This is a genomic window from Desulfonatronum sp. SC1 (assembly GCF_003046795.1).
Taxonomy (GTDB): Bacteria; Desulfobacterota; Desulfovibrionia; order Desulfovibrionales; family Desulfonatronaceae; genus Desulfonatronum.
The window spans coordinates 14,512-40,791 of sequence record NZ_PZKN01000005.1 but is presented as its reverse complement, the minus strand read 5'-3'; the positions used below and the strand labels follow the sequence as shown (position 1 = coordinate 40,791).

General features: G+C 63.0%; 21 protein-coding genes. 7 read left to right on the top strand and 14 right to left on the bottom strand.

The features are described from left to right. The first annotated feature begins 198 nt into the window (after positions 1 to 198). Positions 199 to 900 carry a FlgO family outer membrane protein gene (locus C6366_RS03955; protein ID WP_107736049.1) on the top strand — a complete coding sequence of 234 codons (702 nt, stop codon included), beginning with the start codon at positions 199 to 201 and terminating at the stop codon, positions 898 to 900. A gap of 120 nt (positions 901 to 1,020) precedes the next feature. Here the strand turns inward: C6366_RS03955 and C6366_RS03950 are convergent, their stop codons facing one another. The 3 genes from C6366_RS03950 to C6366_RS03940 form a co-directional block, all read right to left on the bottom strand. Next, a complete protein-coding gene (locus C6366_RS03950) occupies positions 1,021 to 1,875 on the bottom strand; it encodes a 2-oxoacid:ferredoxin oxidoreductase subunit beta (RefSeq protein ID WP_107736048.1) in 855 nt (284 codons plus the stop codon). Positions 1,876 to 1,880: 5 nt separating this feature from the next. Next, positions 1,881 to 3,638, bottom strand: a complete 1,758-nt coding sequence (locus tag C6366_RS03945; RefSeq protein WP_107736047.1) for a 2-oxoacid:acceptor oxidoreductase subunit alpha — start codon at positions 3,636 to 3,638, stop codon at positions 1,881 to 1,883. Positions 3,639 to 3,769: 131 nt separating this feature from the next. Then, complete coding sequence (locus C6366_RS03940) at positions 3,770 to 4,288, bottom strand: ferritin (protein ID WP_107736046.1); 519 nt, start codon at positions 4,286 to 4,288, stop codon at positions 3,770 to 3,772. 347 nt (positions 4,289 to 4,635) lie between these two features. Here C6366_RS03940 and C6366_RS03935 point away from each other — a divergent pair, with 347 nt between their 5' ends. The 5 genes from C6366_RS03935 (at position 4,636) to qrcD (ending at position 11,087) form a co-directional block, all read left to right on the top strand. Next, positions 4,636 to 6,090 (top strand): mannose-1-phosphate guanylyltransferase/mannose-6-phosphate isomerase, encoded by a 1,455-nt coding sequence (locus C6366_RS03935; protein WP_107736045.1) that lies wholly within the window; start codon positions 4,636 to 4,638, stop codon positions 6,088 to 6,090. Between the two features lie 201 nt (positions 6,091 to 6,291). Continuing rightward, the gene (gene qrcA / locus C6366_RS03930) at positions 6,292 to 6,882 is read left to right on the top strand and encodes a menaquinone reductase multiheme cytochrome c subunit QrcA (protein ID WP_306460420.1); all 591 of its coding nucleotides are present in this window, start codon (positions 6,292 to 6,294) and stop codon (positions 6,880 to 6,882) included. Positions 6,883 to 6,899: 17 nt separating this feature from the next. Further along, the gene (gene qrcB / locus C6366_RS03925) at positions 6,900 to 9,059 is read left to right on the top strand and encodes a menaquinone reductase molybdopterin-binding-like subunit QrcB (protein WP_107736044.1); all 2,160 of its coding nucleotides are present in this window, start codon (positions 6,900 to 6,902) and stop codon (positions 9,057 to 9,059) included. A gap of 15 nt (positions 9,060 to 9,074) precedes the next feature. Further along, positions 9,075 to 9,848 (top strand): menaquinone reductase iron-sulfur cluster-binding subunit QrcC, encoded by a 774-nt coding sequence (gene qrcC / locus C6366_RS03920; RefSeq protein WP_107736043.1) that lies wholly within the window; start codon positions 9,075 to 9,077, stop codon positions 9,846 to 9,848. 3 nt (positions 9,849 to 9,851) lie between these two features. After that, positions 9,852 to 11,087: a menaquinone reductase integral membrane subunit QrcD gene (qrcD, locus tag C6366_RS03915; RefSeq protein WP_107736042.1), complete on the top strand. Its 1,236-nt coding sequence runs from the start codon at positions 9,852 to 9,854 to the stop codon at positions 11,085 to 11,087. A gap of 133 nt (positions 11,088 to 11,220) precedes the next feature. Here qrcD and hydA read toward each other — a convergent pair whose 3' ends face one another. Continuing rightward, the gene (gene hydA, locus C6366_RS03910; RefSeq protein ID WP_107736041.1) at positions 11,221 to 12,636 is read right to left on the bottom strand and encodes a dihydropyrimidinase; all 1,416 of its coding nucleotides are present in this window, start codon (positions 12,634 to 12,636) and stop codon (positions 11,221 to 11,223) included. Positions 12,637 to 12,701: 65 nt separating this feature from the next. Between hydA and C6366_RS03905 the strand changes: the two genes are divergently transcribed. Further along, positions 12,702 to 13,334 (top strand): NTP transferase domain-containing protein, encoded by a 633-nt coding sequence (locus tag C6366_RS03905; RefSeq protein WP_107736040.1) that lies wholly within the window; start codon positions 12,702 to 12,704, stop codon positions 13,332 to 13,334. Here C6366_RS03905 and yqeC read toward each other — a convergent pair. The 10 genes from yqeC to xdh form a co-directional block, all read right to left on the bottom strand. Next, positions 13,331 to 14,107, bottom strand: a complete 777-nt coding sequence (gene yqeC, locus C6366_RS03900; protein ID WP_107736039.1) for a selenium cofactor biosynthesis protein YqeC — start codon at positions 14,105 to 14,107, stop codon at positions 13,331 to 13,333. The genes C6366_RS03905 and yqeC overlap by 4 nt on opposite strands. After that, positions 14,104 to 14,619 (bottom strand): xanthine dehydrogenase iron sulfur-binding subunit XdhC, encoded by a 516-nt coding sequence (xdhC, locus tag C6366_RS03895; RefSeq protein ID WP_107736038.1) that lies wholly within the window; start codon positions 14,617 to 14,619, stop codon positions 14,104 to 14,106. Before xdhC ends, yqeC begins: the two co-directional genes overlap by 4 nt. Further along, positions 14,613 to 15,542 (bottom strand): xanthine dehydrogenase subunit XdhB, encoded by a 930-nt coding sequence (xdhB, locus tag C6366_RS03890; protein WP_107736037.1) that lies wholly within the window; start codon positions 15,540 to 15,542, stop codon positions 14,613 to 14,615. Before xdhB ends, xdhC begins: the two co-directional genes overlap by 7 nt. A gap of 11 nt (positions 15,543 to 15,553) precedes the next feature. Continuing rightward, on the bottom strand, positions 15,554 to 17,845 hold the full coding sequence (gene xdhA, locus C6366_RS03885) for a xanthine dehydrogenase subunit XdhA (RefSeq protein WP_107736036.1): 2,292 nt from the start codon (positions 17,843 to 17,845) through the stop codon (positions 15,554 to 15,556). Then, on the bottom strand, positions 17,842 to 18,798 hold the full coding sequence (yqeB, locus tag C6366_RS03880) for a selenium-dependent molybdenum cofactor biosynthesis protein YqeB (RefSeq protein ID WP_107736035.1): 957 nt from the start codon (positions 18,796 to 18,798) through the stop codon (positions 17,842 to 17,844). Before yqeB ends, xdhA begins: the two co-directional genes overlap by 4 nt. Before the next feature lie 107 nt (positions 18,799 to 18,905). Next, positions 18,906 to 21,638, bottom strand: a complete 2,733-nt coding sequence (locus C6366_RS03875; protein WP_158269630.1) for a hypothetical protein — start codon at positions 21,636 to 21,638, stop codon at positions 18,906 to 18,908. Positions 21,639 to 21,686: 48 nt separating this feature from the next. Next, on the bottom strand, positions 21,687 to 21,890 hold the full coding sequence (locus C6366_RS03870) for a type II toxin-antitoxin system HicA family toxin (RefSeq protein WP_233248384.1): 204 nt from the start codon (positions 21,888 to 21,890) through the stop codon (positions 21,687 to 21,689). Continuing rightward, positions 21,877 to 22,104, bottom strand: a complete 228-nt coding sequence (locus tag C6366_RS03865; RefSeq protein WP_107736033.1) for a type II toxin-antitoxin system HicB family antitoxin — start codon at positions 22,102 to 22,104, stop codon at positions 21,877 to 21,879. Before C6366_RS03865 ends, C6366_RS03870 begins: the two co-directional genes overlap by 14 nt. 116 nt (positions 22,105 to 22,220) lie before the next feature. Further along, complete coding sequence (locus C6366_RS03860; RefSeq protein WP_107736032.1) at positions 22,221 to 23,498, bottom strand: amidohydrolase family protein; 1,278 nt, start codon at positions 23,496 to 23,498, stop codon at positions 22,221 to 22,223. After that, a complete protein-coding gene (gene xdh / locus C6366_RS03855; RefSeq protein WP_233248383.1) occupies positions 23,483 to 26,179 on the bottom strand; it encodes a selenium-dependent xanthine dehydrogenase in 2,697 nt (898 codons plus the stop codon). The genes C6366_RS03860 and xdh overlap by 16 nt, the downstream gene beginning before the upstream one ends. Positions 26,180 to 26,280 lie beyond the last annotated feature (101 nt).

Here is a 26,280-nt window from a genome sequence, read left to right as displayed (position 1 = left end):
GATTGGATCGAAATTTGCTACCAGCCGAGATGAATCCGGAAAAACGGGTAAAATCTGCATTCCGGAGGACCTCGGAAAAATGAGGCCAGGATTGTTGTTCACTGGGGATTGATCAAGGTACTTCTTTTATCGGCGGTCATCCGGTTTTCTTTAGGGCAAGCACGTGTCGGATTCGACACGGCATTGATGGAGAAAAACATGCTCGGAAACATGTTCCATGGGTCACGGCGGCGCGACATGGCGATATTCTGGCTGGTCATGCTCTGGCTGGCAGGATTCTGGTCGGTCGGTTGCTCCCGGCCGTCGTACATCGTGCATCAGCCCGCGGTGGAACTGATCACGGTGCATTATGCCGTGGCGGACACGCTGTTCGAGGCCCTGTGCAAGCCGGAAACCTGTGAAATGCCCCTGCTGATGTCCTCCTTCGTCATGCTGGACGACCTGGATCGGACCAGTCCACTGGGGCGGATCATCCCTCAACAGATCGGTTCCCGCTTCGCCCAGCACGGCATGCATATGGTGGACGTACGCTTGCGCACCCAGTCCCTGCTGGTGCGCAAGGGCCAGGGCGAGTTCGCGCTGTCCCGTGAGCTGGACAAGATCAATCGGGATATCAACGCCTTCGCCGTGCTCACCGGCACCTACTCCGTGGTCTACGGCCGGGTCTACGTCACGGCCATGATCCTGCGCAGCACCGACGGCGCCCTGCTGGCTTCCCTGGACTACTTTCTGCCCGTGGACCGTAGATCACTACGACCAGGCGGTTTGGAAACCGCTCCTCCCGCTCTTCAGTCCCCTGAAGAGCTTCCCGATCCCTTTGACGGCACGATTCAGCCATCCGTTCTGACGCGGCTGTCCTTTCTCCGCGACTGCGCCACGGGCGGCGAACTCCTGGGTTGAGGTCGTCAAGGAGCCTTGGATCGTTGGATCTCCGGCGACGGAGGAATCGCCTTGGGTTGTAATTCCACTCGCTCCGCTTATCGTTGAACCGCTGAACAACTGAACAAGGAATCTCCCTCGTTACATGTAACTCTCCATCAGCTGCGTCAGCTTGGCCCTGTCCGGGGTGCGCCCGAAGAGGGGGCCTTCCTGGAGGACGGGGAAGTGGGATTCGAAGGTGGGGCGGGATTCGTCGCGGCGAATCACGCCGATGGGGATGCGGTCGCCGAACTGGCGGGCCAAGGTCATGGCCTGGCTCCAATCCGCGGGGTCGTGGTCTTCCGGAATGTCCCAGACGCGCTCCGTGTACCAGGCGAAGGTGTTCACCTTGTTGAAGGAGACGCAAGGCTGGAGGATGTCCACCAGGGCGAAGCCCGGAAAGGCGTGGGCCTGGCGGATCAGGTCGGCCAAGTGGTCCGGTTTTCCGGCGAAGCCCCGAGCCACGAATCCGGCCTGCATGGCCACGGCCACGGTTACGGGGTTGAAGGCCTGGGAGGGCGCGCCCTGGGGCTGGGCCTTGGTGGCCTGCCCGTGCAGGGTGGTGGGACTGGCCTGGCCCTTGGTCAGGCCGTAGATCTGGTTGTCGTGAACCAGCATGGTGATGTCCACGTTGCGCCGCAGCGCGGCCAGAAAATGGTTGCCGCCCTCGCCGTAGGAGCAGCCGTCCCCGCTTTCCACGAAGACGTGCAGTCCTGGGTTGGCCAGCTTAGCCCCGGTGGCCGCGGGCAGGGCCCGACCGTGCAGGCCGTTGAAGACGTTGCAGCGCAGATAGTGCGGCGTCTTGGCGGCCTGGCCGATGCCGGAGACCAACAGTACTTGGTGGGGGGCCAGGCCGCTGTCGGCCAGAGCCTTTTTGAGGGCCTTGAGGATGGAGAAGTTTCCGCATCCCGGGCACCACGCCGTCTCAAACTCCCCGAAATCTTCGATTGTCGTCATGTGCCTCACCTCTCCATGGCCTCGTGGGACTCCTGTGCCCGGCCGGTTTCGATATTCAACTCGCGCAAAATGTCCGCCGCGGTGAACGGTAGTCCGTCGTAGCGCAGGATGGAGCGAGAGACGCTGAACCCGACATCCTTGCGTAGCAGTCCGGCGAATTGCCCCGTGGCATTGCCCTCGACGCAGACGGTTTCCCGTGCCTGCCGCAACCGCTCCAGAAACTGCTCCGGCCGCAGGGGCCAAACCTGGCGGAAGTGGAGCAGCCCTACGTTGCATCCTTCTTTGCGCAGAATTTCCGCCGCCTCGTCAGCCGGCCCCAGGGTTGATCCCCAGCAGATCAACAGCAGGTCGCTCTGTTCGTCGCCGATGTAGGTCGGGGCCAGAGCGGCTTCCCGCAGCTTCCGCTCCTTGCCCAGCCGCTTTTCGACCATGCGCTTTCGGATGGCCAGATCCTCGGTGATATGTCCGTCCTCGGTATGTTCGTCGCTGTCCAGGACTACCAAATGTTCCCCGGTGCCGGGCAGCAGCCGGGGGGAGACGCCGTCTTCGGTGAAGGCGTAGCGCTTGTAGGCGTGCGGTTCGTCGCAGGTCCGGGCCGGGCGGCTCGGCTCGGCGAGCATTTCCAGGTCAAACGGCGGGATGGCCTGGATGGTGTCGGCCAGGTACTGGTCGGTCATGACGATGACCGGACCTTGGGAGCGTTCGGCCATATCCACGGCAGTGTGGGTCAGGCGGAAGCACTCCTCAATACTGCCCGGAGTCAGGATGGCCCGGGGAAATTCACCGTGTCCAGCGTACAGAGCCAGGTTCAGGTCGCCCTGCTCGGTCCGGGTGGGCAGGCCGGTGGCCGGTCCGGGGCGCTGACCCAGAACAAGCACCAGTGGCGTTTCGGTCATTCCGGCCAGGCTTATTCCTTCGGTCATCAGGGCGAATCCGCCGCCGGAGGTGGGCACCAGGGCCGGGGCGCCGGCATAGGACGCGCCAATGGCCATGTTTATCGCAGCGATCTCGTCCTCGGCCTGCTCCACCACCAGCCCGAAGTCTTTGGCCGCGGCGCCCAGGGTCAGAGCCACGCCCGTGGCCGGGGTCATGGGGTAGAAGGCGCAGAAACGCGTTCCGGCGGCCAAGGCCCCCAGGGCCACGGCCTGATTGCCGTTTAAGACCATGCGCTTAGCCGGTTTTGGGGGTTCGGGGAGGGGCTGAAAGGTCGCGGAATGTTCGGCGGCCCAAGCGGTGGCGGCTTGAAGGACGTTCACGTTTTTCTCCACCACGTCAGTCTCTTTTTTGGCGAAGGTTTCCCGAACCAGGTCGGTGATCACGTTTTCGGGCAGCCCAAGGAGCCGGGCCGCGACTCCCAAGGCGACAATGTTGTGGAAGACTTTTTGGGGTGCCAGCTCGGCGAAGGGAACGCGCAGGGCGCGGTCCTTTTTGGCTTCCTGATCCGCGTCCCGAGTCGCGCCCTGGTCCTCGTGTTCAGCGTCCACGAGGACCAGGGCGTTTTCGGTCAGCTCCTCGCGATGCAAGGAAATGCTTTCTTGGTTCAGGGCGATCAGGAGATCTACGTCCCGAATTCCGGCCCGGATCGGTCCGAGGCCGGTGCGTACGGCAAAGGTGTTGTGCCCGCCGCGGATGCGAGATTCGTAGCCCTGGGTGACGAAAACCTCATAACCTGATCTGACCAGGGCCTTGGCAAGAAGCATGCCCACCGTGACCAAGCCCTGCCCGGCTTCCCCGGCGATCAGGATGTTTTTGGATAGGCGCATAAACGACTCCGGGATGAAATGTTGGCCGCATGTGTCCGGCCTGAAAATCGGAAAAACGACTTGCCTCGGGCCGAGCAAGGCGACGTATCAAGGGAGGTGCGATGAAAAGCGAGAAATCGGCAGCCTGGCGATCAGGCGGTCGGCTGGGAGCACGGACAAGCAGAGGCCCTGGCGGCCAGTTCCCGGTCGATCATGAACAAGCCTCCGCCGTCCTTGCCTAGGAGTTTCAGTTTTTGGAGCACGGCGTTCACGCTGGACTCCTCTTCCACCTGTTCGGTGACGAACCACTGCAAGAAGATGTTCGTGGCATGGTCTTTCTCGGCAATGGCCAGGTCCACCAGGTTGTTGATCAGGGCAGTGACCTTTTGTTCGTGTTCAAGAACGGCCTCAAACACGGCCGTCGGAGAGACCCAGGACGAAGGTGGGGCCTCAATGGCTTTCAGAGTGTTTTTCCCGCCCCGTTCGTTGATGAATGCGTAGAATTTCATGGCATGACCAAGCTCTTCCTGGGACTGCATGTTCATCCAGTGAGTGAAGCCTTCCAGGTCGTGGTCACTGAAATACGCGGCCATGGCCAGGTAGAGGTAGGCCGAGTACAGTTCGGCGTTGACTTGCTCGTTGAGGACCTGTTCTATTTTCGGGGTCAGCATGCGGGATTCCTCCTGAAAGTTGGGGGGGTAGGGCGGCGAGCCTCGCTTTCGCGGTCAGAATCAATCCGAAGCACAAGAGGCTCGTCCAAGATGGATAAGAAACGTACAGAATCTCAATGCACAGGTCAAAGCCGTCTTGAGGTCGTCGAAAGAACAAAAAATAATAAACGAATGGCTTGGCAGAGCCTTCAACAAGTATCCTTCAACAATCGGGCAATGGTTGCAGGGATGCCTTGAGCAGGGTAAGGAAGTGCCGTGTTCGCTTGTGCACAACGGAACAAGGCACTTGGCCATCATCAGGGCTGCCACGGAGTTCTCCATGGAAAGTATCGCAAGGAGTTGATTTGATGGTAAAAAATGTAGTTGGTTCCCAGATATGGGAGAATGCCTGGGCCATTGTGCTGGCCGGCGGATCCGGCACTCGGCTTTGGCCCATGTCCCGTTCCCTGCTGCCCAAGCAACTGTTGGCCTTGAACGGGGATAAAACCTTGCTGCAACAGACCGCCGAGCGATTGCTGGGGCGACTGCCCGCGGAACGGATCGTTACCGTGACCAATGAGGAGCACTTCTTCGAGGTTTGCTCGCAGTTGGCCGAGGTGCATCCGGGCTTGAAGGAACAGGTGCTCAAGGAGCCCATGGCCCGGAATACGCTTCCGGCGATCCTGCTCGGCCTGGATAAGATCGTCACGATTCAGGATCCGGAACGCGGTCAGGCCCTGGTGGGCGTTTTTCCCTCGGACCACATGATCGGCGATCAAGGGCGGTTCGAGGCTGACTGGGAACAGGCCCTGGCCCTGGCGGACCAGGACTGGTTCGTGACCTTCGGTATTCCGCCGACCAAGCCGGAGACCGGCTACGGGTACATTGCCAAGGCCGAAGTACTGGCGCCCGGAGCTTACAAAGTAGCCGGCTTCGTGGAAAAGCCCCCATTGGATGCTGCACGGGAGTTCGTCAGCGCCGGCACCCACTCCTGGAACAGCGGGATGTTCATCGTTCCCGCTACGGCGTTCCTGGGCGCCGTTGAAGAGTTTCAGCCCCAGCTCTGGACCTGGTGGCTGGAGCGGGAAGACCAGGGACTTGCGTCAGGATACGCCGACATCCCGGATATCTCGGTGGATTACGGGATCATGGAATATGCCCGACACTTGGCGGTGGTCGAAGCCGGGTTTTCCTGGGACGACCTGGGAAGCTGGGAGGCCATGTTCCGGATGGGCCAGCGGGACGCCGTTGACCATTGCGTGGTCAAGGGCGACGTGCTGAATATGGATTGCAGGGACAGCTTGCTGTTCTCCTCGGGCGGCAAGTTGGCCGCCGTGGGCCTGGAGGGTATGGCCGTGGTCCAGACCAGGGACGCGACCCTGGTCTGCCCGTTGAATCAGGTTCAGCGGGTCAAGGACGTGGTGAACCGGCTCAAGGCCGAAAAGTCCACCCTGGTGGAGGCTCACGTCACCGTGCGTCGGCCCTGGGGCAGCTACACGGTTTTGGAAGAGGGCCAGTTCTACAAGATAAAGCGGATCATGGTCCACCCCGGGGCGAGATTGAGCTTGCAGATGCACCACCACCGCAGCGAACACTGGGTGGTGATCAAGGGCACGGCCCTGGTCCAGGTGGGGGACAAGGAAACGCTTGTCGCGGAGAATCAGTCCGTGGACATTCCCAAAACCGCCATGCATCGGCTTTCCAATCCGGGGCGGGTTCCGGTGGAGATCATCGAGATCCAGAGCGGTCCCTATCTGGAAGAGGACGACATCGTCCGTTTCGACGATGTCTACGGGCGGAGTCGGCCTCAAACATCCGAGTGAGGCGGATACGGGGTGTTTGAATTGTTCATTAGTCAGATAACCTGTTTTTTTTATTAACCTTAACGTGTTCCCAAGTTTCGTGAATTATTTCATTAGCGCTTGACAGGGCTTTGCTCTCTTGCATAGGGTGCCGAAAATTTGGATCCAAGCAGGATACGTTGAGGCTCTTTTCATCATCAACACTACAGCATGTGAGGCAACATGATGGAAGAAAAGAAAGGGGGAACGAGTGCGGGCGGAGTAGTTCTGCCGTTCTTGTTGGGGTTTGTGGCCGCGTTGGCCTTCGGATGGTGGGGAGTTCCACAGCTGTTATTCAGCAAGAAGACCCAGCCGCTTGTTTTTACACACCAAAACCACATTGAACTGTACGGGATGAGCTGTGACGACTGTCACTCTTTTCGGCGCGACGGCTCTTTTTCGGGCTTGCCCGACAATGCCAAGTGCGCGGAGTGCCACTCTTTTCCCATGGGGGATCATCCGGATGAAATCAAATTCGTGGAAGAGTATTACGAAAAGGGGATTGAAGTGCCCTGGCTGGTTTATCAGTATCAACCGGACAACGTCTTTTTCTCCCATGCCGCGCACAGAGAGTATGATTGCGCCACCGCCGGGTGTCACCCGGACGTGGGCAGTTCCAATGAGTTGCCGGTCTACTATGAAAACCGCTTGACCAAGTACAGTCGGGATACGATGAAGATGAAGGACTGTGAGCGGTGTCACGCCACGGTGGCCGCCCAGGAGCCGGAGCGGTTCGCTGGTGCTCCCAACGCTTGCCAGACCTGTCATAAATAGGAAAGGGGTGATATACTATGGCACTTAATCGGAGAAGTTTTCTCACGTTTGCTGCCGGGGGTGTCGCGGGAACCCTGTTCACCCCGGTGATTTGGAAATCCATCGACGACTCGGCCATCTGGACCCAGAACTGGCCGTGGATTCCCCGGCTGGAGTACGGGCCGCGGGCCTATGCCGCGACCACCTGCAAGCTCTGTCCCGCCGGGTGCGGACTGAACATTCGTACCGCGGGCGGCCGTCCAGTGGCCGCGGAAGGGCGCACCGACCATCCCTTGAGCCAGGGCGGGATCTGTCCTTTGGGCGCGGCGGCCGTGCAACTGCTGTACGCCCCGGCCAGGATCAAAGGGCCGATGCAAAAGCAGGCCGACGGGTCGCACCAGCCCATTTCCTGGGATGAGGCCGAAGCCTTGTTGCAGGAGAAGCTGGCCGAGCAGAAAGGCAGGAAGGACGCCGTGGTCTGTGTCAGCGGGGATGAAAACGGGACCATCAACGAACTCTTTTCCGCCTTGCTGGGCGGCCTGGGATCGGACGGCTGCTTCCTGATGCCCGGGGAACAGCTCGTGGCCTCCAAGATTCTTCGCGAGGGAAGCATCGGCTACGACCTCGAGAACGCGGATTTCGTGTTGGCCTTCGGCGCGGACATGCTGGACAGCTGGGGCACAGCCGTTCGGAACAAGAAAGCCTACGGCGCTGCGCACCCCGTGGGCGAGGAAGCCTCGGCGGAATACGTCTACGTCGGACCGACGCAGAACGTCACGGGCGGCGCGGCCGACCAATGGATTGCCATTACTCCGGGCATGGAAGGCGTTTTGGCTCTGGGCATCGCCTACCACCTCCTTCAGGGTGGGATGTCCGCTCCCCAGGCCCATGATTTTTTCGCCTATCGCAATTTCGTCATCAATCGGTACACTCCGGACTATGTGGAACGCCTGACCGGCGTGGCACCGGAGCAGGTGGCCGAACTGGCCCGAAAGCTCCGCACCGCAAACAAGCCGTTAATCATCCCGGGGTCCACCATCGCCCAGGGCGGCGGCGTGTTCAGCTTCGCCGCGGCCTTGAGCCTGAACATGCTGTTTGACAACGTCAACTCCGTCGGTGGGATTCAAGTCCTGCCGGATCTGCCCAAGGTGGTCGAAGGGGCCAAGGCCCAGGCCCAGATTCGCGCCAAGGATCTGGTCGCTTATGTTCAGGGAGTTGCCGATGGCAAAGTGAGCAAGCCGGGCGTCTATCTGGTATACGAGGCCAATCCGCTTTTCGCCCTGCCGCAGCCCGACGTGGCGGCCAAAGCCTTTGATGGTTCCTATTTGGTCAGCTTCAGCACGTTCTATGATGAAACTGCCGTTCAGGCGGATCTGTTGCTGCCCACGCCGACCTTCATCGAGCGGTTCGACGACGTTCAGACCCCTTACGGCTCCGGTTTCGCCAGCTACAGCCTGACGCGGCCCGTAATCCGCCAGCCCATTTTCGACACCAAGCCCACGGGTGATGTTTTGCTGGGCGTGGCCAAGGCTCTGGACATCGATCTCGGATACGATTCCTTCGACAAGGTCCTGGAGGCCAAGGTCGCCGCTCTGAGCGAGCTGGAAGGCTTCTTTACGGACAAGGTTCAGCCTTGGGAGGCCAGAGCCGGCAAGGTTCCCGCCGCGGCTTCGGGCAATTTGTGGCGGAATATTTCCAGGGGCTCGTTTTGGGCTTCCATCCAGGAACCCTTCCCCACCGCCATGCAGCTCGGCTCCACGATCATTTCCCAGACCGCTCCCCCGGACGCCGAGGACTGGACCTTCCCGGTCAGCCTGGCGGCAATGGATAGCCGGACCTACGGTTCCAGGCACATTGCCATCCCGCCCTTTTGCCTGCCGCTTTTGGGCGAACAGGAAATCCAGGGCGACGTGTTCTACGTCTGGATGAACTCCGCCACGGCCCGCGCCTACGGCTTGCAAGCCGAGGACAAGGTCAAGCTGGCCGGCCCCAACGGCTCCTGTCTGGCCAAAGTGCGCATCTTTGAGGGCGTTGGCCGGAACATGGTCGCCGCTCCGCTGGGATTCGGCCATACGGCTTGGGACAAGTTCAGCCGGAACAAGGGAGACAACATCTACAAAGTGTTGACGGTACGTACCGAACCGGGGAGCAACCTGGCCGTCTGGGCCGATTCCCGCGTGCGCATCGCCAAAGCCTAAAGGAAGGTTGAGCATATGGTTTTGTATCTCAAGGAATTCAAAATCAAGTGGGGAATGGTCATCGACCTGGACCGCTGCACCGGCTGCGGGGCCTGCATGGTCGCCTGCCAGGCGGAAAACAACATCGCCCCGCCGGTGGACGCCTCGAACAAGCGCTACAGCATGACTTGGTTGCTGGTCTACCAGCTCTCAAACAAGCAGCCCTATCCGAACCACGACGTCGCCTACATGCCGCGCCCGTGCTTGCAGTGCGGAAAGCCGAACTGCGTGCCGGTCTGTCCGGTCATCGCAACGGACAAGAACCAGGAGGGCGGGATTGTCAGCCAGGTCAACGCCCGGTGCATCGGTTGCCGGTACTGCATGGCCGCCTGTCCCTATCATGCCCGGTACTTCAACTGGCAAGATCCGGTCTGGCCTGAAGGCATGGAAAAGACCCTCACTCCGGACGTCTCCACCCGACCCCGCGGCGTGGTGGAAAAGTGTCTGTTCTGTCACCATCGCTATATGTATGCCCGAGACAAGGCCCGGATCGAGGGGCGCGACCCCAACGCCTTGAACGAGGGCGACTATATCCCCGCCTGTGTGGAAATGTGTCCCACCGGGGCCATGGTTTTCGGCGACCTGCAGAATCCGGAGCACAAGGTCCACAAGCTGTCCAAGAGTCCGTATGCGTTTCGCCTGTTGGAGCGCCTGAACACCAAGCCCCAGGTCTATTACTACAGCAAACGGGAATGGGTCCGGAAACAGGGCGACAACTATCTTGAACATGAAACGGTCGGAGGGGTCTAGACCATGAGTGATAAAGAATTGTGGCCCGAAGGGGTCCAGCGTTGCTCCTTGAAGCTGTTCATTGCGTGGCTGGCGGTCGTCTTCGCCGTGCTGGTCTGGGGCGTTTACGCCGCCTACGTGGTCTGGTCCGGCGGGCTGATCGTCACGGGCATGGACAACTACTTCGCCTTTGGATTGTACATCATCTTCGACCTGGGCGTGATCGCCCTGGGGGCCGGGGCCTTTTTCAGCGGGCTTCTGTACTATCTGGTCCGCGTCGAAGGCTTGAAAAACATCATCAATCTGGCGGTCATCATCGGCTTCATCTGTTATTCCGGAGCCTTGTTGATCCTGACCCTGGAAGTCGGTCAGCCGCTCAGGGCCTGGTTCGGTTTCTGGCACCCCAACGTCCACTCCATGCTCACGGAAGTAATCTTTTGCATCACCTGCTACATGCTGGTGCTGACCATCGAGTTCATTCCGATCATTCTGGAGAACCGCAAGCTGAACAAGATCAAGTTCCTGCATCACATGGCCCACAACTTCCATGTGATCATGCCCTTGTTCGCTGGCGTCGGGGCCTTCCTGTCCTTCTTCCACCAGGGCTCCCTGGGCGGCATGTACGGCGTATTGTTTTCCCGGCCCTACGCCTTCCGTGAAGGCTTCTTCATCTGGCCCTGGACCTTCTTCCTGTTCATCCTTTCCGCCGTGGCCTCCGGGCCGGGTTTCACCATGCTGGTCGCCACGCTGATGGAAAAGATGACCGGCCGCAAGCTGGTGGACTTCAGCGTCAAGGCCCTGATGGGCAAGATTTCCGGTACCATGCTGGCCATCTATTTGGTCTTCAAGTATCTGGACACGTGGGCCTGGGCCACCGGCATCCTGCCCCGGTCCGGTCTGACCTTCAGTGAAGTGTTCTACGGGGTGGCCTACGGCAAGTGGCTGTTGTTCTCTGAATTGGTCGTTTTCGGCCTGTTCCCCGCTGTCCTGCTGCTCTACTCCAAGACCCGCAATACGCCGTGGATACTCTACTCCGCGTGCACCATGGTTGGCATCGGGGTGATCATCAACCGTTACGTCCAAACCGCCCAAACCCTGGCCCACCCGATCATGCCTTTCGACCGCTGGTACGTCTATGTGCCGACATGGGCTGAATGGGCTCCTTCGTTGGCGGTCATCGCCTACGGCGCACTAATCCTCAGCTTGGCTTACCGCTACCTTCCGGTCTTCCCGCAGGAACGGAAGTTGAATCAGGCCTAAGAACCACTGAGGCTTTGAAAAAGAAAGCGCCCCTTTCCGTGAGGAGAGGGGCGCTTTTTTACGTCTGGAGCTTGAAAGGGTTTCGGCGGAGCAGAGGAGGTATGCGAGTTCGGAAAGGGAGGCCCCTTTGTCGTTAATTCTCCAGCAAGTCTCGAAGGAAGTTGAATCCAGGCCCAAAAGTCGGTCGGGCAATGTGCTGGCCGATGCCCGGTTCGGCGTTAACGCGTCCCTCTCGAAACACCTCCCGTCCCCCCAAGTAGGTGGCCACTGGCCCACCGCGAAAGGTCATGCCTTCGAACACGCTGAAGTCCACGGCATGGTGATGGGTCTTGGCGCTGACCGTATGCTCGGCCTCCGGGTCCCAGAGCACGATGTCCGCGTCCGCGCCGGGTAGGATGCAGCCTTTGCGCGGGTAAATGTTGAACAGCCGGGCCGCGTTGGTGGAGGTTACGGCTACGAACTGTTCCGGGGTCAGGCGGCCCTGGGCCACGCCGCCGTCCCAGACCACCCGCATCCGGTCCTCCAGCCCCGGCGTGCCGCTGGGCAGTTTGGAGAAATCGCCGAGTCCCTTGGAGCGCTGGGCGTCCGTGAAGGCGCAGTTATCGCTGGCCGTCACCTGGATGGCCCCGGTGGCCAGCCCGTTCCAAAGGGCCTCTCGGTCCTGTTTTGGCCGAAACGGCGGGCTCATCACGAAGCGGGCCGCTGCCTGGGCGTCATCCTGCTCGTAAACTGACGCGTCCAGGGTCAGGTGGCCGCCCAGGCATTCGGCGAACACGGGCAGGCCGCGGGTTCGGGCCGATATGATCGCTTCCAGGGCCTGGGCGCAGGACACATGGACCACGTAAAGCGGCACGCCAGCCGCCTCGGCCACGGCAATGGCCCGCCAGGTGGCATCCGCCTCGCCGGACTGGGGATGGGAAACAGGGTGCCCCCGGGGATGCGTCACACCCTGGGCCAGGAGCTTGCGTTGCAGAAAGGGGATGATCTCGTCATTCTCGGCATGCACCGTACACAGGCAGCCCAGCTCCCCGGCCCGGGCAAAGCTGTCCGGCATCTGTTCGGGATCGAGCATCACCGTGCCCTTGTAGGCCATGTAGTGCTTGAAGGAATTGACCCCCCGCTCCCAGGCCAGTACGCCCATTTCCTGGGCAACACTCGCGTCGAACCAGGTCACGGCCACGTGGAAGGAGTAGTCGCAGGTGGCGGTGCGGGCCAGGTCCATCCAGGCGTCGAAGGCCTGGAGCAGGGATTGCCCCTGGTTGGGGATGACGAAGTCGATGACCGTGGTGGTCCCCCCGGCCAGGGCGGCCCGTCCGCCCTGTTCAAAATCGTCCGCGGTGCGGGTTCCGGCAATGGGCATGTCCAGGTGGGTGTGCGGGTCGATGCCGCCGGGCAGGGCCAGCAGACCGTCGGCGTCCACGATGCGGGCGCCGGAAGGGATGTCCAGATCACGGCCCACTGCGAGTATCATTCCGTCGGAAACGAGGATCTCCGCCCTGGCGGAGTGGTCGGCGTTGACCACGGTTGCTCCTCGGATCATGAGCTGCATGCTGCCTCCGTGCAAAAAGGTGAGGGGTGGGGAATGAAATACGGTTGGGTTGGCAAGGATTGCGAATGAACAAGATAGCCGGCTTGATCCTGGCGGCCGGGGCCGGTCGGCGGATGGGCGGCGGGCTTGGGGGCAAGCTGTTGCTGCCGTACCGCGGCGAGCCGCTGGTGGTCCATGTGCTCCGCAAAGCCTTGGCGGTCTGCGATCCGGTGGTGGTCGTGACCGGCTGTAACGCCGCCGAGGTGGGCCACGCCCTGAAGGACGTGGATAGCACCTTGCGGATCATCCAGGCAACTGACTGGAACCGCGGCCAAGCTCGGAGCCTGCGGGCGGGGCTGGCCGGACTAGACGACGTGGAAAAGAAAGAGGGGGGCGACATGCTCGGAGCGCTGGTCTTGCTGGGCGATCAACCTCTGGTGCGGTTGGAAACCTTAACGGCCTTGGCCGAGGCGTTTCGCGGCGATCCGCGATCCTTTGTCGCACCGCGATATGATGAGCGACGGGGCAACCCGGTCTGCATTCCCCGGGCATGGTTCCCACGGGTCATGACTCTGGATGGGGACGTCGGAGCACGTGCGCTTCTGGATCATTCGGATGCGTGTCTGCATCTGGTGGACGTGGAGGATTCCGGGGTGCTGCGGGACGTGGACACGGTCGAAGACTATCAGGCGCTTTTGATAGCCGGGATTCAACCCTAGTCCACGGACCGCAGCCACCCCTCGTTGACTGACCCCGCGAACCATTGCATCGCGAACCCCGATTCGTCCGGATGCTCCGCTCTGACGAGTCGTCGGGCCTGGGCCAACATTTCCCATGCGGCTTCACCGGCCATGTCCATTTTGTTCACGAACAGGATGCGCCGACACGGAGGTGGAGGTACGCTTTTGAACAGACCCTGGGGATGCGCGGCCAGGCAGGCCAGGATACGGGCGTCCACGGGCTCGGCGGAACGTGCGCGACAGATCGCGGCCAGCAGCTCGGGGCGAAAAACAAGTGTCTCGTCCAGGGACGCGTCCAGGGCGTTTGCGCCTATGATCCCGATCACCATGTTCGTGGAACGGGGGATCACTGGCTCGTGGTCCGCCGGGGCCTTGATCGATTTGCCGCGTGCGCCGTCGGCCTCCACGAAGATGCGGTCGGCCAGGCTGGAGGCGGCCAGGAGGTCCACGGCCTCGGGCGCAAGGCCGAGGAGTTTGCCTGTGGTGGAATCCCGGTCCCGGACCAGGGTCAGGGACCGGTCGTGGGAGAGTCGGGTTTGGATCAAGGGAAGCGACGTCTTTCGTCCATCCCAAAAAAAAGGGTTATCCGTATCGCCAGCCAGCTTGGTGGTCGTGGTCCGGATCACGGTTTGGCCCGAGGCCACGGCATGGGCGGCCATGGACTGCATCAGGCTGGTCTTGCCGCCCGCGCCCACCAGAGCAACGACCGTTGCGTCCGGCAGGTAGAGTTCGTCCGGTGCGTTGAGGATCAAGGCGGCGAGGACTTGGTGATATCTTGTGATGAGGCGGGCTGGCCGAGGGATTGGCGCACGGCCTGGACAATGGTGTCGTAGCCCGTGCAGCGGCAGAGGTTTCCGGCATGGGCCCGCCGGATGTCTTCTGGAGTGATGTCTTCCGGATTGCGGATATTGTCGCGGCAGGACTCCACAAAGGCGGTGGTGGTCATGATCAGCCCCGGGGTGCAGAACCCGCACTGCACGGCCCCGGCATCCACGTAGGCTTGCTGGACCGGGGATAGTTGGCCGTTTTTCACCTCCCCCTCCACGGTGCGGATGCGTTTGCCGTGAACCCAGGTCGCCAGATACAGGCAGGCGTTCACGGCCACGTCGTCCACCAGCACGGTGCAGGCCCCGCACTCGCCCATGCCACAGCCTTGTTTGACGCTGGTCAGGCCCTGGTCCCGGAGCATATCCAGGAGTGAGGCCCGGGGATCGATGGTCAGTTCGTAGGGGCGATCATTAATGGCGCAGGAGATGGTCAGCATGTCCGGACCTCGAAGTGTTTGGCGACGTGCTTGGCGTAGCGTTCCGCGGCGGTGCGGATCATGCGCCCGGTCAGGGTGCGGATGATGTGCATCCGGAAATCTCCCGCCGCCCGCCAGGAGGTGCGAGGGGAGACGTCATGATCCAGGACCGCGAGGGCGGCCTGGATGGCCTCGTCCAGAGGCAGGCCTTTGGCCGCGGCTTCTGCGGCCGGGCAACGCACCGGGGTGGGTGCGGCCACGGTGAAGGCCAGGCGCAGTTCGTCCACGATCCTCTCGCGCCTCTCCGATTGTCCGTCTCGCAGGCGAATACCCGCGCCGCAGCCGATGGTGGCGATGTCCATGGCCTGGCGCATGGAATACTTGACGTAGGCCGTGCCCAGGCCCAGGGTCTGGCCTTGACCCGGTTCGGGCTTGATCCGGACCGAGCGCAGGATTTCTCCTTGGCGCAGCTCCACCCGGCCCGGACCGAGGTGAAATCCGCGCAGGGGGATCAGCCGTTCGCCTTCCGGGCCGATCAGGTCCAGGTGGGCGTTGAGGATCAACAGCGGGGCCGCGGAATCAGCGCAGGCCGAGCCGTTGCAGATGTTTCCGCCAATGGTGGCCGTATTGCGGATCTGCGGCCCGGCCACCCAGCCCGCGGCCTCGATGAGCATCGGGGCCAGGCGGGCCGCCAGGGGCGAGGCCATCAGCGCGGCAAAGGTCGTGCCCGAACCGATGCGCAGTTCGCCGCGATCCTCGGTGATGCCCTCCAGCTCCGGCAGGTCGTGGATGTCCACGATCTCGGCGTATTCCTTGTGCCTTTCCCGCAACCGAACCAGGATGTCGGTCCCCCCGGCCATGGGCCGGGCGAACGGATTCGCGGCCAGCAGCTCCACGGCCTCGGTCAGGCTTTGGGCGCGATGATAGGATTCAAAGGCGTACATGGCGGATGTCCTCAGCGCGGTCCCAGCAACCCGGCGTCCCGGAACAGCGGGAACAGGGCCTTGGGGGTGAGGGGGATGAAGTCGGCCTTGACGCCGGTGGCGTCCCAGATCGCGTTGCGAATGGCCGGGCCGGGGGAGAGCAGGGGCGGTTCGCCCAGGGATTTGTTGCCGAAGCCCCCGGAGGGCTCGGCGGTTTGGACAAAGGCCACGTCCAGGTCGGGCAGGTCCAGGAAGGTGGGCATTTTATAGTCCAGCAGGTTGTTGTTGCGCACCCGGCCGGTGCGCGGGTCCACCAGCAGCTCTTCATATAACGCCCAGCCTATTCCCATGGCCATGCCGCCCTGGGCCTGGCCCCGGGCCGTGACCGGGTTGATGACCACGCCGCAGTCGTGGACGTTGAGGATATCCGTGACCCGGACCCGGCACAGCGGGATGTCCACCTCCACTTCCACGAAGGTGCAGCCGAAGGAGGGTGCGTTGGACCGGGTCTTGACCGAGCGCTCCGCGGTGAGCTGGCCGCCCCGATCCTTATGATAATAGGCGTCCAGGGCCAGTTCGTTCAGGCTCATGAATATCCGGGAGGGCTGACGGGCCGCGACCACGAAGCCGGACTGCAACGCAAGGGCATGCGCCGGATAACCGGTCATCAGCGCCGCATGGTTCAGAATTCGATCCAGCAGTTCCAGGGCCGCGGCCTTGACTGCCGGGCCGACCACGTAGGTCTGGCGGGAGGCAAAGGCCCCGGGATCAAAGGGCGTCACGTCCGTATCCTGGGTGGAGACCACGCGCATCGAGGTCACGGGCAGGTCCAGGACCGAAGCGGCCATCTGGGCGAAGACCGTGTCCGCGCCCTGGCCGATTTCCGTGGCCCCGGACTGGAGCGTCACGCAGCCGTCCTGGGCCAGGGTCAGGCGGACCCCGGAAATTTCCACGCCCACGGGGTAGACCCCGGAATTGAAGCTGAAACAGGCCACGCCCAAGCCGCGGCGTGTTTCCGGGTCAGCTTGAGTGGCCTGGGCCGCGGCCCTCCGTTCGTCCCAGCGGAACCGCTCCCGGCCCAGGCGCAGACAGTCGGCCAGGCCGTGGGTTTCGATGGGTTTTCCCGAGCGCGGGTTGACGTCTCCGGGGCGACCGGCATTGATCAGGCGCAGGTCCAGGGGATCCATGTCCAGGGCCCTGGCCGCATCCTCCAGCAGACATTCGCAGGCAAAGATGATCTGGGGCGAACCGTAGCCGCGCATGGCTCCGGCAATGGGCAGATTGGTGTAAACCGTGGCCGCCTGGAAGCGCACCGCGGCGTGGGGATACATGCTGCACAGCTTGCCCCCGCCCGCGGAGACCACGGAATGGCCGTGGGAGGCGTAGCCTCCGGTGTTGGAAACGGCGTCCATGTCCATGACCAGCAGCCGCCCGTCCCGTGCAAAACCCGCCCTGGTCCGGATGCGCATGGCATGGCGGGTGCGGGTGATCATGCTTTCCTCACGGGTCAGGGCCATGCGTACCGGTCGGCCCAGCTTCCAGGCCAGAAAGGCGACCATGGGCTCCAGGAGCACGTCCTGCTTGGCTCCGAACCCGCCGCCCACATACGGCTTGACGATCCGCACCCGGCTCCAGTCCATGCCCAGGGCCTGGCCCACAACCCGGCGGCAGATGTGCGGGATCTGGGTGGAGGTAACCACGGTGATCCGGTCCATGTCCTCCATATAGGCGTGGGCCACCACGGGTTCCATGTGGCAATGCTGGGTCACCGGGGTCTGGTACTCGCCCTCCACCACCACGTCGGCCTGGGCAAGGAGCGCATCCACGTCCCCGCCCACGCTGAATCCGGTTTGCTTGACGATATTGCCGCCGGGATGGATGGCCGGAGCCCCGTCGACCATGGCCTCCCGTGGATCGGTGAGCACCGGGAGTTCCTCGTAGGATACCGCGACCAGAGCCGCGGCGCGTTGGGCCGTGAGTTCGTCCCGGGCCACCACCACGCCGATCTCGTCGCCGTGAAAGCGGACATGCTCGGTGAGCAGCAACCGGTCGGCCACGTCGGCGTGTGCCGGGTCCAGGGAGTAAGGATGGCCGGCCGGAGCGAAGAGTAGCTTGGGCACGTCGGCATGGGTGAAAACGGCCTCCACGCCGGGCAGGGCCAGGGCAGCGGAAACATCCATGGCCACGACCCTGCCGTGGGCCACGGTGCTTCGGATATACACGGCCGAGAGTATGCCCGTTGGGAGCAGGTCCTCGGTGTACCGGGCCCGGCCCGTGACCTTGGCCTCGGCGTCCAGACGCTTGACGGGTTGTCCGATGCTCATCCGGTTCTCCCGAGATGGATGGGTACGATTGATGGTTCAGGATGGGACTTCGGCGGGGTCTGGCCCGAATCAGGCTTAAGGCGAGGCTCAAGCTCGGGAACGGTCCCGGCCCGGAGGCCGTCCAGATGAGCGCGAACGGCTTGCAGCACGCCCCGGCCCACGGCCCTGGCCTTGTCCGAGACGCGGCGGCAACGCCATGTTTCGCCTCTTGGGTCAACATCCCCAAGTTTCAAACCTTTTTCGACCATGACGCCGGAGCGCAGCAGGCCTCGAATCACCCCGGAAGTCTGAGCCGTCACCGGGGCGATGGTCCCGTGCGCTTCCACCTGGCCCACGGTCTCCTCCTCCTGGATCATGTCGCCGATGGCCCGGCAAGCGGTAAAGACGCCGTCCCGGGGCGCACGCAAAAGCCGCTCCAGAGACTTGCCCAGCACCGGGCCCGGAATGCCAGTGTTCGGAAAGGCCGAGCCGGTATAGCGGATTTCCCCGAGGCCATGCCCGCGATGGGTTTCCACTACGCAGTGGACGTCCTTTCCGGCGATGAAGCCCGGCCCCAGCCCGATGACCAGAGGAGCCAAGCCGCGATGCACCCCGGTGTTGCGCTTGGCCAGTAGGGCGTCAATCAAGACTTGGGGGACAATCCGGGGCTGGAACTGCTTCAGGCAGGCCATGTCCGGATCAACAAGAACCGGAATCTCGCCCTTGGCCCAGGCTACCACGGCTTGGTCCGGAGCGTCGATCCGAAAGGCTGCAATCCCCTCCACGTCAACCCGATCCTCAAAAACCGCCTCGGAAAACGCCACCAGCCGCCGCACGGCCAATGGGCGATCCCTTTCCAATAAAAGCAGATGCCGCAGACCGGCCTCGTACAGCTCCAAGGCGACGCCGGTTGCCAGGTCTCCGGCTCCGCGGATGAGGATGGTTGGGGAAGTTGGTATATTGGATGGGAGCATGAGAATGCGTGAGAAAATTCAAGTAGGATGCTGTTCGTTCGTCTCTTTACTCTGTAATCCGAACGCCTTTGCTTGTTGATAGTGTTTCTCTGAAAAAAAAGCGCTATTCATGTTGCAAACATCCCCAGTTTCGACCTCATAATCATGGTGAACAGCAATCCCGCCTCCATGGCTGGTTCAAGGTCGGCCTGGTTCGAGTTCGGGGGCAGGTCGGCATCAATGGGGCTCAACGTATCCGGGTTGAGGGTGAGGGTCAAAGAATTGCTTTCGTAGCGCAGGCCTTCGGCGGTGCGGATCAGACTGGCCGGGGTGCCGTGATGCAGGATTTCCATTCGGTCCTGGGTGGCCGGGAAATAGCCGTTTTGCTCGTCCTCGAAGCTGGATCTGGTCAGGTGAATGCGCGGCTTGTCGCTGAAGGGCGCTCCGGAAGAGGGGCAGAAGGTGGCGCAGTTGCCGCAGGTGTTGCAGACGTCGGCCAGGATCACGATCTGGGTGCAGTCGGCCAGGGGGCGGTTTTCCGTGATGCGGAGGGCGGGCTTACCGTCCGGGCCGCGGTGGACTTTCCCCCTGGCAATGGGGCCGAGAAAGGACGGCAGAGCCACGATGGCCCGGTTGGGGCAGACCGTGACGCAGATTTCACACAGACTGTCGCAGCGCAGGCAGCGGGCGGCCTCCAAGGGCATGGCCTCGTCGTCGGTGACTTTCCGAGACCCGGAATCAGGATCGGCGTATGGGCCGAAATCGCGGACATGCCGGGCCAGGCGCAGGGGTGCAACGTCGGCGTCGGGGCGAGGCGTAAGCCGTGGACTGAAGCCTCTGGATCGTAAATAGACTTGCGCGGCCTCGCGGCCCATGGCCACGGCCTTGGGCAGGCCGGCGGGACCGGTGGGCAGGGGGGCGTCAAAGGTGAAGATATGGTCACATTTATGAGGATCCTGGGTTGCACTCTCAATGACGACCATGGCCCCGTACAGTGTCTCGTTCTGGGGAGTGTTTGATTGGCTTAAGACGGCCATATCCGCGATGTCCGCGAGCAGGGCGCGTTTGGCGGGTGTGGCCTCATCCGCTTGGAGGGCGTTCTCCGGTACGAGCAGGGCCACGTCCACTCCGGCCTGAATCAGTATCCCGGCGCAACTAACGCTCCGGGCGTCCAGGCCGTGAACTGCCACGGAGGCTTGGCTAGCGGCTCGCGAGTGGTCAGGTGAACTCGCTGAAGCATATCCTCCTATGCGGGCCGTCGCGGCCTTGGCCTCCCGGATGCGCAGGGGCGCGTCAATATTGCCCCGTGTGCAGCGATTGCGGCACAAGGCGTCGCAGGCCAGGCCCAGATGATGGGCCAGAGGGTTGGTGGCCCGGATGGTGGCCAGCGCGGCCTGGGGGGCGTTTTGCGCCAGGTGGCCCAGGTAGGCCGGAATGTCCTGCCCAGCGGCGCAGACAGAGACGCAGGGCGCGGTGAAGCAGTCCCGGCGGGGCAAGGGGCGGGGGATTTTTACGTCCGCATGGGGCTTGGCCTTTTTGGCATAGCGGTAGGCCGTGGCCGTGGTCCGGGCGTAGGCGGCGATGCCTGGGCCGCGGGCTTGCCATTGCTCCAGACTTCCGGCTCCGGCAGCGGCCACCCGTTCCATCAGAATGTCCAGGTATTGACGCAATCGGGCGTAACCGCCGGGTTTGAGCAGGTCGCTGCATGTGGTCACCGGTCCCAGTCCTGCTGCCAACAGGTCCGGAATGTTGAAGGCGTCGGCCCCGGCGCAGAAGGATATGGGCGGACAGCCTTCGACGTTTGCTCCGGTATTCTCCGGTTTGGAGTCCTGTTGCCCTCCCAGGTGTTCCCGCAGCAGCAAGGCGACGTGTACGGCCAGGGGATGCAGGGGGCGGCCGCTGCAATAGACCTGCTGTTCCGCCTCGGGCAAGGCCGAGCGGTTCACGCAGGGCAGGGTGTTGGTCAGCTTGAGGTTGAACTCCACGCCCCGCTTGCGGGCCGCGGCGGACAGGGAGCGGATGATGGGCAGGGCCTGATCCAGTGACAGATCCTTGGCGAAAACCGCATCCGGCACCTCCAGGTCCCAGCCCAGTCCCTGGAGCAGGGCGCGGACCCGTTCCGGCCCGAGCAGAGTGGGGTTGAGCTTCAAGGTGGTGTGCAGCCCCCGGTCCTCGATGAAATGCAGGGCAATGCGCTGGATCTCGTCCGGGGGGCAGCCGTGCATGGTGGAGATGGTCAGGCTGGTGCTGACCCCGTCGGGCAGGTCCACTTCGGCCAGTTCGGGGCAGACGCGGGACAAGCGCGTCGCGGCCTCGGCCATGTCCTCCGGACAGTGGGCCATGCGGTCCAGGAAGCGGGTCATGGCCGGACTGGTAATCCCGGCCAGATCGTACCCCGCGCTCATGTTCAGGATGAAACCGGGATCGCGTCCGTCCTCGCCGGCGGAAAAATTCATTTTTCGGCGCAGGGCCAGGATCAGCAGCAGGCCGTGCAGGTACTCGTCAAAGGACTGCTCCAGCTTGAGTTCCTGGGACCATTCGCAGTTGTAACCCTCGTCGCGCATGTCGATGCACGGTCTGGCCAGGGTCAGTTCGTCCAGAATCTGAACGGTCTTCAATTCCAGATACCGTCCCCCGCACAGCCAGGCGGCCACCAGGTTGCGGGCCAACTGGGTATGCGGCCCGGCGGCCGCGCCGATGGGCGTTTCCAGGCGTTGGCCGTAGCGGGTCGTGGTGAAGGGATCTTCGGGGCTTGGCCGAAAGAAACAGCCTTTGGGAATGCCCAGGATTTGTCCGTGCTCGAGTTCGTCGAGCATGGAAGCCAGAAGTTGGTCGTGGGGGATGGGGTGGAAGCGGTCCATGGTCATTTCTCTATTCAGCTACTCGGCTGGTAATCAAAATTTTCCTTCTCATTTCAACAGATCGTCAAAGGAAAGCTCGGCATCTCTCAGGATTTTCCTTAACAGGCCTTTGCCGACATCCTGACAGGAATGAGAAGGGACTGTTACCGTACGTCCATCCTGATGACGCAGTCGGACATGGCTGCCACGCTGGCGGACAACCAAAAAGCCTTGCCTCTTCAGCGCCTTGAGAACCTCTTCAGACGTGAGCATGGGAAGGTTCATAATCAATGCTCACCTTTTGGACTCCAATGAATTCGTTTTGCGAGTAGGGTTCTTCAATGCACATCTCAATGACTTCCTGGATGTTGCGCAACATCTCTTCCATGGTTCGTCCCTGCGCGTAACAGGCTCGTAAGCTTGGAACTTCACCGACAAAAAAGCCGTCCTCATCTTTCTCGACCACGACGAAAAAGTCCTTGGCCATATGATCCTCCAATTTCAGATGTGACTGTTCAGAAATACTCTCCGGTTGTGGCGTTGATTCACGCGATTTTTATGTCCAGCCCCACGCTGGAATTATCGATCACTATGCTGCATTTCTCAACTGTCCGCCAATCGTTCCCACAACCTTTGGGCCTGTTCCCGGCCATAGCCCAGAATGTCCGCTTCGTCATGGCTGACCAGACGGCGGTTTTCGACCACGATTCGGCCTTGGGCGATGACCGTATGCACGTGGACGGCTTCCAGGCCGAAGAGGAAATGGCCGAGCATGTTGTCCGGGGTCATGGGGGTGGGCGTGTCGTAGTCCAGGATGACCAGATTGTTGGGGCCGTCGCCCGGCGCGTTGACGCGGCGGATCAATTCGTGGGTGCGGCGCAGGCGGTCGTAGGCTTCGCGGAAGTCCAGGCTTTCGGCGCTCTGTCCGGCGATGAAGGCGGCCTTGAGGGCCCGGAGCATGTCCACGTGCATTCCGTCCGTGCCCAGGATCACCCGGGGGCCGAGGTCGTCGTAGCGGCCCAGGCCGACGTTGTTGTTCAGATTGGATTCACTGGCCTGGGCCACGAAGACCGGGGAGCGGCGCAGCAGTTCCCGCTCAGTGTCGTCCAGGTGCACGCAGTGGGCCAGCAAAGTGCACGGCGAGGTCAGGGCTCCGGCGTCGGCCAGGCGTTGGACCACCCGTTTTCCGTGTTGCTCCAGACAGTGGTTCTGGTCCGCCGGATCCTCGGCCACGTGCAGGTGCAGCCCGGTCCGGTATTTCTCGGCCAGGGCCACGGCCCGGGCGAGCAGATCGTCGTCCACGGTAAAGGAGGCATGCAGCCCGACCTGACCGATCCGGCCCGATGCAAGGTAGGCTTCGGTCTCGGCCAGCCCGGCCTCCTTGACCGCCTCGCCGTCGCGGCAGGACATTTCATAGCACAGCAGATGCCCCAGCCCCACGGCGTCAAAGGCCTTGGCAATGGTCTCCAGGCTGCCCTCCACGGCAAAGGGGGAGGCGTGGTGATCCACGACAAAGGTCACCCCGCGCTTGGCGCAGAGCAGGGCCGTGGCCAGGGCGCTGGCCTCGATCATGGGCAGATCCAGCCGTTTGTCCAGTCGCCACCAGACCAGATCAAGAATCTCGGGAAAATTGGTGGGCGTGCGGGGCGGGGCGGGCATGCCCCGGGCAAAGGTGGAGTACAGGTGATGGTGGCCCAGGGCAAAGGAGCGGGTTACCAGCTTCCCGGCGCAGTCCAATTCTTGCTGGTTGTCAGAGAATTGCGGGCGGCGGTCCAGGATTTCCAGGTCGCCGTCAGATCCCGGCGTGACCCGAAGGCAGGCGTCATGCAGGGTCAGGGTGTCCGGGTCCAGCCAGCGGGCATTGGTCAGTAGCAGCTCCATGCGGTGTCTCCTTCGCTATCCTGTGCGGTTACGCCGACTGGTTCTCCCAGGGGCTCCAGAGGCAGGGTTCGGCGGGGCAGGCCGTCGTAGCGGTAATAGGCCGCGGCAATGGCCGGGGCCGTGGGAATGGAGCCGATCTCACCCACGCCCTTGGCCCCGCGGGGGCCTTCCGGGTCCGCGTTGTCCACGGCGACGACCGTGATCTTGGGCATGACGTCGGCGCGTAGCAGCCCCACGTCCCGGAATTTGTCCGAGGTCAGACGCCCCCCCTCCAGGCGGAGCCGTTCCGAAAGGGCCGCGCCCATGCCCATGAGCACCCCGCCTTCGATCTGGCCTTCCAGCATCCGGCGGTTGACCATGGTTCCGGCGTCGTGGGCCGCCACTACTTCCTGGACTTTGCCGTGGGCGTCCAGGAGCACCAGATGGGCCGCGAAGCTGTAGGCCACGTGGCTGCGAAACGTGCCCGGCTCGCCGCCCGGGGCGGTGTCCGTGCACAGGTAGCGGCCTTCGTAGGTCCGCCCGGCCAAGGCCTCCAGTCCGCCCGCCGTGGCCATGTCGGCCTTGATCTTTTCCGCGGCGTCCAACACGGCCCGGCCAAGCTGAAAGGTGCCCCGGCTGGCCGTGGTCGCTCCGGCCACGGCTCCGTGGCGGGTGTCCGAGTCCACCGCGATTTTTGACAGATCGTCGATGCCCAGAACCTCGGCCAGGAACTGGGCGGCCACGGTGTGGATGCCCTGGCCCATTTCAGACCAGCCGTGGTGCAGAACCAGTCGGCCGCCCTCGTGGATTTCCACCAGGGCCACGCATTCTTCAACCAAGCCGTTGCCGATGCCGCAGTTCTTGATTCCGCAGGACAGGCCGGCCCTGCCGGATTTTTTGACCCGCTCCCAGGGCTCGCGCAGGGTTTCCAGGCAGGCCCGCAGACCGATGCCCGGTCCCAGCACCTGGCCCGTGGCCACCATCCGGCCCTGGTCCAGGGCGTTGTCGTACCGAAATTGCCAGGGATCGAATCCGCCGGCCTTGCACAGCCGTTCCACCATGGCCTCCATGGCGAAGACGGCCTGGTTCACGCCGAAGCCGCGCATGGCCCCGTTGGGAATGTTGTTGGTGAACACGGCCCGGGATTCGATGTCCACCACCGGGACGTGGTAGGCCCCGCTGGCATGAGTGGCGGCCCGAGCCATGACCGCCGCGCCCACCGAGGCGTAGGCTCCGGTATCCCCCAGGATGCGCGCCTTGAGAGCCGTAAGTCGGCCCTGGGAATCGCAGCCCGCGGCATAGGCCAGGCGCATGGGGTGGCGCTTGGGGTGCATGCGCAGGGACTCGGGCCGGGAGAGCTTGACCTTCACCGGAGCCGTAAGCAGCAGCGCGGCCAGGGCCGCATGGTGCTGCACGGTCAGATCCTCCTTGCCGCCAAAAGCCCCGCCGCAATCCACCATGGTCGCTCGGACTTTGTCCTTGGGCAGGCCCAGAACCCGGGCCACGTCGTCCCGGTCGTGGTAGATGCCCTGGCCCTGGGTGTAAAAGTGGATTCCGCCGGTGTCCGGGTCCGGCAGGGCCACGGCGCATTCGGGTTCCAGGAAGCCGTGTTCAATGGGCGCGGTGTGGAAGGTCTCCGTGACCACGAAGGCGGAGCCGCGCAAGGCCTCGTCCACGTCCCCGCCCCGGCGCACGGTCTTCACGGCCAGCAGGTTCCCGGCCTCGTGAACCCGGATCGGACTCTGTTCAGCCCGTTCCATGTCGGTCAACGGTTCCAGGACTTCATACTCCACCTGAATCAACGCGGCCGCGGCCCGGGCCTGCTCCCTGGTCCCGGCCACCACGCAGGCCAGCACGTCGGCCACGGTGCGGGTGGTTTCGTCCGGGGCCACGTACATGGGCCAGTCCGGGACGATCATGCCAACGCTGCGCTCTCCGGGCACATCCGCCGAAGTGAGCACGCGGACCACGCCCGGCGCGGCCAGGGCCATGCTGGTGTCGATGGCCACGACCCGGGCCCGGGGATGGGCGCTGAAATGCAGCGCGCCGTGGAGCATGCCCGGAAAGCGGAGGTCGTCGGTAAACAGTTTACTGCCCACGGCCCGCTCAAAGGCCCCGTAGCGGACGGGACTGGTGCCGAGCACCGGCGGGTCGGCATCCAAACGCGGGGAGACATCGCCACGAAGAATGCGGGCAGCCTCCAAAATGGCGTCCACGATCTTCACGTACCCGGTGCACCGGCACAGATGCGGCCGCACGGCCTTGACCACTTCTTCGACGGAGGGTTCGGCGGTTTGCTCCAGCAAAAGCTTGGTCCGGGTCAGAAAACCCGGCGTGCAGAAGCCGCACTGCACCGCGCCCTTTTCGGCAAAGGCCCGGCCCAGGAGGCGGCGCAGGTCTTCCGGAAAACCCTCCAGGGTCAGGACGTGCTTGCCCGCCACCTTGCGCATGGGCGTGGCGCAGGCAAAGGCGGCCCGCCCGTCCACCTCCACCAGGCAGGCCCCGCAGGCCGCCTGACCGGAACAGCCGTCCTTGGCCGCGGTCAGCCCCTGGTCCTCCCGCAGCCAGATGAGCAGGGAGCGTTCCGGGTCGCCGTCGTAGGTCGTGGGGGTGTTGTTGAGGATGAAGTTCATGGTGTGCTGCAAGAGGTTGAAGGTTTTAGCGCGGGTGCAATGTGTCAGGGCCCGGTGCGCCGTGCCCATGCAATGGGACCGCAGAAATATCTTTGGCAAACATAACTATGCGGTAACGCGCCATCCCGTAGGGGCACGGCGCGCCGTGCCCCTACGGGTGGTGCCGTGCT